The organism is Streptococcus sp. HMSC073F11, assembly GCF_001810785.1.
Classification (GTDB): Bacteria; Bacillota; Bacilli; order Lactobacillales; family Streptococcaceae; genus Streptococcus.
In genome coordinates this window covers 827471-833953 of sequence record NZ_KV802690.1, presented here as the reverse complement: position 1 = coordinate 833953, position 6483 = coordinate 827471, and the positions used below count along the sequence as shown (strand labels likewise).

Genomic DNA, 6483 nt, shown 5'->3' with positions numbered 1-6483 from the left:
CCAAAGGTTGAAACGCCAAAAGTTGAAACACCAAAAGTTGAAACACCAAAGGTAGAAGTACCAAAATCAAAGACACCAACTGAACAATCGACAAAAGAAACTTCACAAATTCCGACTTCTGTAGCAAGTAAGAGAGAGGAATTGCCTAATACAGGTACAGAAGATCATGCTAATCTTGTAGTCTTAGGACTTCTAGGAGTTTTGAGTGGATTTGGATTTCTTGCACACAAGAAAAAAGAAGTGGAGAAATAGTTTTTTCTAACCTATATTAGAAAAGGGCTCACATCTGTGGGCTTTTTCTCTTTGACAATCTTTTTGCTTTAATAATCTAAAAGATTAGAATTGTCAAAACAATCTGTCTAGGCTTGATTTTATGGCTTATTTACTATAAAATGAGAAGGAAAAACGTCAAACTTTTATATTGCAAATAGGAGAAAACATGACAAAAACATTAAAACGTCCAGAGGTTTTATCACCTGCAGGGACTTTAGAGAAGCTAAAGGTAGCTGTTCAATATGGAGCAGATGCTGTCTTTATCGGTGGTCAGGCCTATGGCCTTCGTAGCCGTGCCGGAAACTTTACTTTCGAACAGATGGAAGAAGGTGTCCAGTTTGCGGCCAAGTATGGTGCTAAGGTTTATGTGGCTGCCAATATGGTTATGCACGAAGGAAATGAGGCTGGTGCTGGTGAGTGGTTCCGTAAACTACGTGATATCGGAATCGCGGCAGTTATCGTGTCTGACCCAGCCTTGATTATGATTGCAGCGACTGAAGCGCCTGGTCTTGAAATACACCTCTCTACCCAAGCAAGTGCGACTAACTATGAAACACTTGAGTTCTGGAAAGAACTAGGTTTAACTCGTGTCGTTTTGGCGCGTGAGGTTTCAATGGAAGAATTGGCAGAAATTCGCAAATGTAAAGATGTTGAGATTGAAGCCTTTGTTCATGGAGCCATGTGTATTTCTTACTCTGGTCGTTGTACTCTTTCAAACCACATGAGTATGCGTGATGCTAACCGTGGTGGTTGCTCTCAGTCTTGTCGTTGGAAGTACGACCTTTACGATATGCCATTTGGGAAGGAACGTAAGAGTCTTAAAGGTGAAATTCCTGAAGAATTTTCAATGTCAGCCGTTGATATGTCCATGATTGACCATATCCCAGATATGATTGAAAACGGTGTGGACAGTCTCAAGATTGAAGGACGTATGAAGTCTATTCACTACGTATCAACAGTAACAAACTGCTACAAGGCAGCTGTTGATGCTTATCTAGAAAGTCCAGAGAAGTTTGAAGCTATCAAGCAGGACTTGATTGATGAAATGTGGAAGGTTGCCCAACGTGAATTAGCAACAGGTTTCTACTATGGTACACCATCTGAAAATGAGCAGTTGTTTGGTGCTCGTCGTAAAATTCCTGAGTATAAGTTTGTCGCTGAAGTGGTTTCTTACGATGATGCGACACAAACAGCAACCATTCGCCAACGGAACGTCATTAACGAAGGGGACCAAGTTGAGTTTTATGGCCCAGGTTTCCGTCATTTTGAGACTTATATCGAAGATTTGCATGATGCTAAAGGAAATAAGATCGATCGCGCTCCAAATCCAATGGAACTATTGACTATCAAGGTTCCACAACCTGTTCAAGCTGGAGATATGGTTCGAGCTCTCAAAGAAGGTCTCATCAATCTTTATAAGGAAGATGGAACCAGCGTCACAGTTCGTGCTTAATAAATATGTAGGGGACGAAAGCTTTCTAGTTGCTTTCCCTTTAATCCTATTTACTAAAAGAACATTAGGTTAAAAAAATATATTAATTTCCATCCGAGATTTCATCTCGGATTTTTTCATTATTTTTCAGAAAGACCTAGATAATAGACGGATTTATTACAAGTTTTTTCCAAAATTTTCTATATAATAGACTTAAAAATAGTAAAATTGTAAATAATTTTCATTAAACGCTTTCAATGTTAGTAAAAAGTTGACAAATCCAATTTTTAGGACTAAACTAAGTAAGTAAATTTTAATTAAAAGGAGAATTCGTCATGAATTTAACATTTTTCGGTCTATGTCTTGCCTGTATGGGTGTATCTCTTGGTGAAGGTTTGTTGATGAACGGTTTGTTGAAATCAGTTGCTCGCCAACCAGATATCATCTCAGAACTACGTAGTTTGATGATCCTAGGGGTTGCCTTTATTGAAGGTACTTTCTTCGTTACTCTTGTCTTTTCATTTATCATCAAATAAAAGAAGTATAAATTGAAAAAGGGAGGATTTTAGATGGAAGAAAGTATTAATCCAACCATCAATATTGGTCCTGTTACCTTTAATTTAACCATAGTAGTTTTGACTTTGTTGACTGTAGCACTTATTTTTGGCTTTATTTATTGGGCAACTCGAAATATGACTTTGAGACCCACAGGAAAACAAAATGTATTAGAGTATTTATTTGATTTTGTTGTTGGATTTACAAAATCAAACCTTGGTCCAATGATAAAGGATTATTCTCTCTTTTATTTCTGTTTATTCCTATTTATGGCCATTGCAAATAATATTGGCTTAATGGCTAGAATTCAGACTACAGATGGTGTAAATCTTTGGACCTCACCAACAGCAAATTTGTCATTTGACTTGGTCTTGTCTTTTACAATTATCTTAATGACCCACGTAGAAGGAATTCGTCGTCGTGGAATCAAAAAGTATTTAAAAGCATTTGTAACACCAGGTTTTATGACACCAATGAATCTCTTAGAAGAAGTTACCAATCTCCTTTCACTTGCATTGCGGGTATTTGGTAATATCTTTGCAGGGGAAGTGATGGCAAGTATGTTAGTCCTACTTTCTCATCAGGCCTTCTATTGGTATCCTATTGCTTTTGGAACAAATCTAATCTGGACTGCATTTTCTGTTTTTATTTCTTGTGTACAAGCATATGTATTTACATTGTTATCTTCAATGTACCTAGGAAATAAAATTAATGATGAAGAATAGAAAGGAGTAGTTTATGAATGTAACAGTAGGTGAATTACTTGGTGATTTTATACTAATCGCTGGTTCCTTTATTCTCTTGCTAGTCTTGGTTAAGAAATACGCTTGGTCAAATTTGACTAGCATTTTCGAACAAAGAGCAGAAAAAATTGCAGCAGATATTGACGGAGCTGAACAAGCACGTCAAAAAGCAGAAGTATTGGCTCAGAAACGCGAAGATGAATTGGCTGGTAGCCGTAAAGAAGCTAAGACAATCATTGAGAATGCGAAAGAAACAGCTGAGAAAAGCAAAGCTAGTATTTTAGCAGATGCTAAGCTAGAAGCAGGACGCTTGAAAGAAAAAGCGAACCAAGAAATTGCTCAAAATAAAGCTGAAGCTTTACAAAGCGTTAAGGGTGAGGTAGCAGATTTGACAATCAGCTTGGCTGGTAAAATCATCTCACAAAACCTTGACGGTCATGCCCATAAAGAACTCATTGATCAGTATATCGATCAGCTAGGAGAAGCTTAATGGACAAGAAAACAGTAAAGGTAATTGAAAAATACAGCATGCCTTTTGTCCAATTGGTTTTAGAAAAAGGAGAAGAAGACCGTATCTTTTCAGACTTAGCTCAAATCAAGCAAGTTGCTGAAGAAACAGGCTTACCTTCTTTTTTAAAAAAAGTGGCAGTAGACGAGTCTGACAAGGAAAAAACGATTGCGTTCTTCCAAGATTCAGTGTCGACTTTATTGCAAAACTTTATCCAGGTTCTTATCTACAATCATAGAGCAAATCTTTTTTATGATATTCTTGTAGATTGCTTGAACCGACTTGAAAAAGAAACAAATCGATTTGAAGTGACGATTAGGTCAGCTCATCCTTTAACTGATGAACAGAAGAGTCGCTTGCTCCCTTTGATTGAGAAAAAAATGTCTCTTAAAGTAAGGAGTGTAAAAGAACAAATCGATGAAAGTCTTATTGGTGGTTTTGTCATTTTTGCCAATCACAAGACAATTGATGTGAGTATTAAACAACAACTTAAAGTTGTTAAAGAAAATTTGAAATAGAAAGTGGTGTTCTTTTGGCAATTAACGCACAAGAAATCAGCGCTTTAATTAAGCAACAAATTGAAAATTTCAAACCCAATTTTGATGTGACTGAAACAGGTGTTGTAACCTATATCGGGGACGGTATCGCGCGTGCTCACGGTCTTGAAAATGCCATGAGTGGAGAGTTGTTGATTTTTGAAAACGGCTCTTATGGGATGGCTCAAAACTTGGAGTCAACAGACGTTGGTATTATCATCCTAGGTGACTTTACAGATATCCGTGAAGGCGATACAATCCGCCGTACAGGTAAAATCATGGAAGTCCCAGTAGGTGAAAGTCTGATTGGTCGTGTTGTGGACCCACTTGGTCGTCCAGTTGACGGTCTTGGAGAAATCCACACTGACAAAACTCGTCCAGTAGAAGCGCCAGCTCCTGGTGTTATGCAACGTAAGTCTGTATCAGAACCCTTGCAAACTGGTTTGAAAGCTATCGACGCCCTTGTACCGATTGGTCGTGGTCAACGTGAGTTGATTATCGGTGACCGTCAGACAGGGAAAACAACTATTGCGATTGATACAATCTTGAACCAAAAAGGTCAAGATATGATCTGTATCTACGTAGCGATTGGACAAAAAGAGTCAACAGTTCGTACGCAAGTAGAAACACTACGTCAGTACGGTGCCTTGGACTACACAATCGTTGTGACAGCCTCTGCTTCACAACCATCTCCATTGCTTTTCCTAGCTCCTTATGCTGGGGTTGCCATGGCAGAAGAATTTATGTACCAAGGGAAGCATGTTTTGATCGTTTATGATGATCTTTCAAAACAAGCGGTAGCTTATCGTGAACTGTCTCTCTTGCTTCGTCGTCCTCCAGGTCGTGAAGCATTCCCAGGGGATGTTTTCTACCTTCACAGCCGTTTGCTTGAGCGCTCAGCTAAAGTTTCTGATGAACTTGGTGGTGGATCTATTACAGCCCTACCGTTTATCGAGACACAAGCAGGAGATATCTCTGCCTATATTGCAACCAACGTGATTTCAATCACTGATGGACAAATCTTCCTTGGTGATGGTCTCTTCAATGCGGGTATTCGTCCAGCCATCGATGCAGGTTCATCTGTATCTCGTGTAGGTGGTTCTGCACAAATCAAAGCCATGAAAAAGGTTGCTGGTACACTTCGTATCGACCTTGCTTCATACCGTGAGTTGGAAGCCTTCACTAAGTTTGGTTCTGACTTGGATGCGGCAACACAGGCTAAGTTGAACCGTGGACGTCGTACAGTTGAAGTCTTGAAACAACCTGTTCACAAACCATTACCTGTTGAGAAACAAGTAACCATTCTCTATGCTTTGACACATGGTTTCTTGGATACTGTTCCAGTAGATGATATTGTTCGTTTCGAGGAAGAGTTCCATGCCTTCTTTGACGCTCAACATCCAGAGATTTTAGAAACCATTCGTGATACAAAAGACTTGCCAGAAGAAGCAGTCTTGGATGCTGCGATTACAGAGTTTCTCAATCAAACCAGCTTCCAATAAGAATAGAGGTGTCAGATGGCAGTATCTCTAAATGATATTAAAACAAAAATCGCCTCAACAAAAAATACGAGTCAAATCACTAATGCCATGCAGATGGTATCAGCTGCTAAGCTAGGTCGTTCTGAAGAAGCTGCTCGCAATTTCCAAGTTTATGCTCAGAAAGTTCGTAAACTTTTGACGGATATTCTTCATGGGAATGGAGCTGGTAGTTCAACCAATCCGATGTTGATTAGCCGTCCAGTTAAGAAGACAGGCTATATCGTCATTACATCAGACCGAGGTTTGGTTGGAGGTTATAATTCTTCTATTTTGAAAGCCGTTATGGAGCTGAAAGAAGAATACCATCCAGATGGTAAAGGTTTTGAAATGATCTGTATCGGTGGAATGGGAGCTGATTTCTTTAAAGCTCGTGGTATTCAACCACTTTATGAACTACGTGGCTTGGCAGATCAACCAAGCTTTGATGAAGTTCGTAAGATTATTTCAAAAACTGTTGAAATGTACCAAAATGAACTTTTTGATGAACTCTATGTCTGCTATAACCATCATGTCAATACGCTAACTAGTCAAATGCGTGTGGAACAAATGCTTCCGATTGTTGACTTGGATCCAAATGAAGCAGATGACAGTTACAGCTTGACCTTTGAATTGGAAACTAGCCGAGAAGAAATTTTGGAGCAGTTATTACCTCAGTTTGCAGAAAGTATGATTTACGGGGCTATTATCGATGCTAAGACAGCTGAAAATGCTGCGGGTATGACAGCCATGCAAACAGCTACAGATAATGCTAAGAAAGTCATTAATGATTTGACAATTCAGTATAACCGTGCCAGACAGGCGGCGATTACACAAGAAATTACAGAAATCGTAGCAGGAGCTAGTGCCTTAGAATAGGCACTAGTCCAGCTCGTATGAAAATGAACTTAGGACCTAG

At 39.1% G+C, this 6483-nt stretch carries 8 protein-coding genes; all 8 read left to right on the top strand.

Annotation, left to right across the window (positions count from 1 at the left end):
- Window positions 1–252 (top strand): LPXTG cell wall anchor domain-containing protein (locus HMPREF2764_RS05715; RefSeq protein ID WP_148129354.1); only part of this gene is annotated, 252 nt, incomplete at its 5' end.
- A gap of 187 nt (window positions 253–439) precedes the next feature.
- Window positions 440–1726, top strand: coding sequence for a peptidase U32 family protein (locus HMPREF2764_RS05710; RefSeq protein ID WP_070527853.1), 1287 nt, complete (start codon window positions 440–442; stop codon window positions 1724–1726).
- 314 nt (window positions 1727–2040) lie between these two features.
- Window positions 2041–2241 (top strand): F0F1 ATP synthase subunit C, encoded by a 201-nt coding sequence (locus HMPREF2764_RS05705; RefSeq protein WP_001054558.1) that lies wholly within the window; start codon window positions 2041–2043, stop codon window positions 2239–2241.
- A gap of 33 nt (window positions 2242–2274) precedes the next feature.
- Window positions 2275–2985: a F0F1 ATP synthase subunit A gene (gene atpB / locus HMPREF2764_RS05700; RefSeq protein ID WP_000392870.1), complete on the top strand. Its 711-nt coding sequence runs from the start codon at window positions 2275–2277 to the stop codon at window positions 2983–2985.
- 13 nt (window positions 2986–2998) lie between these two features.
- Entirely contained in the window at window positions 2999–3493 is a 495-nt protein-coding gene (gene atpF, locus HMPREF2764_RS05695) for a F0F1 ATP synthase subunit B (protein ID WP_001103468.1), read from the top strand.
- On the top strand, window positions 3493–4029 hold the full coding sequence (locus HMPREF2764_RS05690; protein WP_000359028.1) for a F0F1 ATP synthase subunit delta: 537 nt from the start codon (window positions 3493–3495) through the stop codon (window positions 4027–4029). The genes atpF and HMPREF2764_RS05690 overlap by 1 nt, the downstream gene beginning before the upstream one ends.
- Before the next feature lie 14 nt (window positions 4030–4043).
- Window positions 4044–5549 carry a F0F1 ATP synthase subunit alpha gene (atpA, locus tag HMPREF2764_RS05685; RefSeq protein ID WP_000996629.1) on the top strand — a complete coding sequence of 502 codons (1506 nt, stop codon included), beginning with the start codon at window positions 4044–4046 and terminating at the stop codon, window positions 5547–5549.
- Window positions 5550–5564: 15 nt separating this feature from the next.
- Complete coding sequence (locus HMPREF2764_RS05680; protein WP_000301224.1) at window positions 5565–6443, top strand: F0F1 ATP synthase subunit gamma; 879 nt, start codon at window positions 5565–5567, stop codon at window positions 6441–6443.
- Window positions 6444–6483 lie beyond the last annotated feature (40 nt).

What these genes read in the sequence shown, in the direction of transcription:
- HMPREF2764_RS05710 (WP_070527853.1), top strand. Translation starts at nt 440, where the DNA reads ATGACAAAAACATTAAAACGTCCAGAGGTTTTATCACCTGCAGGGACT.
- HMPREF2764_RS05705 (WP_001054558.1), top strand. Translation starts at nt 2,041, where the DNA reads ATGAATTTAACATTTTTCGGTCTATGTCTTGCCTGTATGGGTGTATCT.
- atpB (WP_000392870.1), top strand. Translation starts at nt 2,275, where the DNA reads ATGGAAGAAAGTATTAATCCAACCATCAATATTGGTCCTGTTACCTTT.
- atpF (WP_001103468.1), top strand. Translation starts at nt 2,999, where the DNA reads ATGAATGTAACAGTAGGTGAATTACTTGGTGATTTTATACTAATCGCT.
- HMPREF2764_RS05690 (WP_000359028.1), top strand. Translation starts at nt 3,493, where the DNA reads ATGGACAAGAAAACAGTAAAGGTAATTGAAAAATACAGCATGCCTTTT.
- HMPREF2764_RS05680 (WP_000301224.1), top strand. Translation starts at nt 5,565, where the DNA reads ATGGCAGTATCTCTAAATGATATTAAAACAAAAATCGCCTCAACAAAA.